This is a genomic window from Paenisporosarcina sp., from assembly GCF_049671445.1.
In the GTDB taxonomy this organism is placed as follows: Bacteria; Bacillota; Bacilli; order Bacillales_A; family Planococcaceae; genus Paenisporosarcina.
The window spans coordinates 1-3,549 of record NZ_JBATUX010000057.1; the positions used below are offsets into that span (position 1 = coordinate 1).

At 39.5% G+C, this 3,549-nt stretch carries 5 protein-coding genes and 1 other annotated feature; of the genes, 4 read left to right on the top strand and 1 reads right to left on the bottom strand.

All coding sequences use genetic code 11. From position 1 onward, the window contains the following. The coding region (locus WBG45_RS07490; RefSeq protein ID WP_424413387.1) for a 3-hydroxyacyl-CoA dehydrogenase NAD-binding domain-containing protein at positions 1–548 on the bottom strand (548 nt) is incomplete at its 3' end. Between the two features lie 208 nt (positions 549–756). On the opposite strand from WBG45_RS07490, the gene WBG45_RS07495 reads away from it, so the two are divergent. The 4 genes from WBG45_RS07495 to WBG45_RS07510 form a co-directional block, all read left to right on the top strand. Continuing rightward, positions 757–1,491 (top strand): SDR family NAD(P)-dependent oxidoreductase, encoded by a 735-nt coding sequence (locus WBG45_RS07495; protein WP_424413389.1) that lies wholly within the window; start codon positions 757–759, stop codon positions 1,489–1,491. Between the two features lie 15 nt (positions 1,492–1,506). Continuing rightward, on the top strand, positions 1,507–1,992 hold the full coding sequence (locus tag WBG45_RS07500; protein WP_424413391.1) for an HIT family protein: 486 nt from the start codon (positions 1,507–1,509) through the stop codon (positions 1,990–1,992). A 12-nt stretch (positions 1,993–2,004) separates the two neighbouring features. Beyond that, complete coding sequence (locus tag WBG45_RS07505) at positions 2,005–2,427, top strand: NUDIX hydrolase (protein WP_424413393.1); 423 nt, start codon at positions 2,005–2,007, stop codon at positions 2,425–2,427. Positions 2,428–2,755: 328 nt separating this feature from the next. Beyond that, positions 2,756–2,992 (top strand) — a binding site (T-box leader). 54 nt (positions 2,993–3,046) lie between these two features. After that, positions 3,047–3,549: pyridoxal-phosphate-dependent aminotransferase family protein (locus WBG45_RS07510; protein ID WP_424413395.1), on the top strand; the 503-nt coding region annotated here is incomplete at its 3' end.

A 3,549-nucleotide genomic window follows, 5' to 3' on the forward strand; every position in this document is an offset into this window, starting at 1 on the left:
GGAGCTTTGCCAAGCGCTTTATAAAATGTCAGCGCATCTTCAACAGCTTCAGTTGAAGTAAACTCTCCTGGCACCACTTCAACTAATGGCATAACTAGTGGTGGATTAAACGGATGGCCAATCAGCATACGACTCTTGTCTTTCATAGATGCCGAAATATCACTAGCTGGAATTGTTGATGAAGAAGACAGTAACAATGTATTTGGTTTAATATAACTTTCGATTTCAGCGAACAATTGTTGTTTCAATTCTAATTTTTCAGGACCGTTTTCTTGAATAACTGCTGCTCCAGTTACAGCCTGTTGTAAGTCGAAGCCTATTGTTAAGCGCGATTCAAAACCACTTGAAGGAAGCCCAAGTAGCGATAAAGTTGAACCTATAGATTTGAAATGTTGATCAACGACTTCTTGCAAATCAGTTCTTGGATCGAATAATCGCACGGTTAATCCGTGAGCTAAAAACAAAGTTGCCCAAGAGAGACCTATAGTTCCCGCACCTATTACGGTAACTGGATTAAATCGTTGTAAATCACTATGTATGTGTGTCATGGTTCATCCTCCTTCATTTAACTAAAACCATGGTATCATATTTAGACAAGCTCATTGCGTGAATTTTTTGAATGAGAAAAGGATGTGTAGTTATGTTTAGTGGAGTACCAGAATGGTTTTATCTATTAGCATTTGGAGTGGTTATTGCGATTGTTGTCATTAACGAATGGTGGACACGTTAACATAAATTTGAAAGGTGGGATTTACTTTGAAGCATGCACAGGTCGTAATTATCACAGGAGCAGCGCACGGAATTGGACGAGGCATTGCAGAAGCTTATGTGGCGAAAGGGGCACAAGTAATCCTTGCCGATATGAATGAAGACTTAGGAAAAGAAGTGAGCGAACAGCTTATACGAAGTGTTTTTATAAAAACGGATGTTCGAAAAGAAGAAGATGTTAAAAACTTAATGGAACAAACAATTACTCAATTCGGGCGGATTGATATTCTCATTAATAATGCTGGGAAGAGCGATTTTAAACCTCTATTTGAATTATCGGTTACTGAGTGGGACGATGTCATCAACACCAATTTAAGAAGTGTATTCTTATGTTCTCGAGAAGCGGCTGTACATATGAAAAAGCAAGATGGAGGAGGCTCTATTGTGAATATGGCCTCAACAAGAGCCATCATGTCCGAACCAAATTGGGAAGCTTATGCTGCAACAAAAGGTGGCATTGTGGCCATTACACATGCGCTCGCTGCATCCCTTGCCGAACATCACATTACGGTTAATGCAATTTCACCAGGTTGGATTGAAACAGGTGAGTATAGTGAACTTCGTGATATCGACCACGATCAACATTTATCAGGTCGGGTAGGGAAGCCTTCGGACATTGCTAAAGCCTGTCTATATTTAACGGATCCACAAAACGATTTTGTCACAGGTATCAATCTGGTTGTCGATGGTGGCATGACACGCAAAATGATTTATGAACACTAAGTTGGAGGCGAATATATGAAAACACTCACTCTATCAGATGGCCAAATTATAAAGGTTGAGTGTCTAAGTTGTGCCCTAACTAGCGGGTTGATTGAACCTCAAGGGGGAGTAATTTATGAAACACCGCATTTCCATGCTCATCAAGACGTCGCCTATCCAATTCAAGGATTGGTTATCCTCGCATCGAAGCGTCACTTTAAAAGTATGGATGAGTTAACGGAAGAAGAGCAGGTCGATTATATCCGAACGCTGACGAAAATCCGGAAAGCTCAGCGAAAAGTTTTAGGTATTGAGGCCGTCTATTATTTTTATAATGAAGATACGACGCATCACTTTCATACATGGATGGTGCCAAGGTATGATTGGATGAAAGAATTCGGTCATTCCGTCGAGTCTTTACGACCTGTGTTACTACATGCTCGAAATAGCATGAATGATGAGCAAGATATTTCCCAAGTGATAAAGGCGATTGAAAAGCTAAAAATGAATTTAAATGAGTAAGGTGGGTTTTCGATGTTCAAGTGGAAAGGCGCATCAGGTGTATGCATCAATGAAGACAATCAAGTATTAATGGTATTGCAAGCAGCGCATGATGAAGCACCTAAATGGACAGTTCCCTCAGGGGGACTTGAAGATAACGAAACGTATGAACAATGTTGCGTTCGAGAATTTGAGGAAGAGACTGGTTTAAAAGTGGAAGTCATATCTAAACTTCAAGATAAAAGTGGTTTCAATAAAGAATATAAAATCGAATTTGAGCTGCAGTATTTTCAAGTAAAAGTATTGAGCGGGGAATTGACGATACAGGACCCCGATGAGTTCATTCTAGATATCGGATGGAAATCGATTGATGAATTAGATCAACTCGACATATGTTATCCAGAAGATTTGGACTTTATCAAAGGGTTATTAAAAGCTGGAATAGAAAGTCATTAAAGTATCTTGGTATGGAGTGGAGTCGTGTCCACTGGGGGCGAATGGTCGGAAACATCATTGAGTGGGCGGAAAAGTAGCGTGAGTGGTCGTAAATCGTCAATAGTTGGGCGGAAACTCGCACTAAATGGGCGGAAACCATCATGTAGTGGGCATACACTCATTTCACAATAATATAATCAATTCCAAAGAGCCGTGCACCCTTGCAATGGCTCTTTTTATTACGACTTAATCATCCGCAACTATTTATTTTTAAAGCAAGCGTTTACATTGAATTAATCGTATTGACAATAATTTTAAGTTTGTTATTATTAACAAAATTCAATATTTTGAAAATATGTTGATGAAGAAAGGCTTTATGAAATGAAATCTTAAGAGAGCTGATGGTTGGTGAAAATCAGCGATTTCTACTTAAAGTAGCACTTCTGAATAGATGAGTTGAATCGATTTGTAGGCTCATTCGCTTCATGCGCGTTAAGCATGTTAACCAATGAGGCTATACTCTTGAATTCTAGAGGTAGCGAAAAAAGGGTGGTACCGCGATAGTTATAAGCTTTTCGCCCCTTACACTAGTAAGGGGAGGAGGGCTTTTTTTGTTGGCAAAATAGAGAGGAGAATGAACATGTTAGCTGATCAACAAATCTTACGAATTCCTGGGCCTAGCCCAATCCCTCCAAGTGTTCAACGGGCTATGAGTCAACCTATGATCGGTCACCGAGGGCAACATACATCTGATATGTTAAAAAGAATTACCCCTAAATTAAAGAGAATTTTCGGTACATCTCAAGAAGTAGCCATTATAACGGCAAGTGGTACTGCAGGTTTAGAAGCGGCCGTAGTGAATGTAGTAAGACCAGGAGATGTGGTGTTAGTCATTGTAACAGGAGCTTTTGGTGATCGTTTCACATCAATTTGCAAAGCTTACAACATTAGCTATCAAAGGATAGATGTTGAATGGGGCAAAGCTATAGATCCTGAAGCGATTAAATCTTATGTACAACAACATCCAGAGATTAAGGCTATTTTCTCAACATATTGTGAAACTTCGACGGGGGTCTTAAATCCGATTAAAGAATTAAGTGAAGCTGTTCAACAAGTCAATGAAGCATTAATTGTTGTCGATGG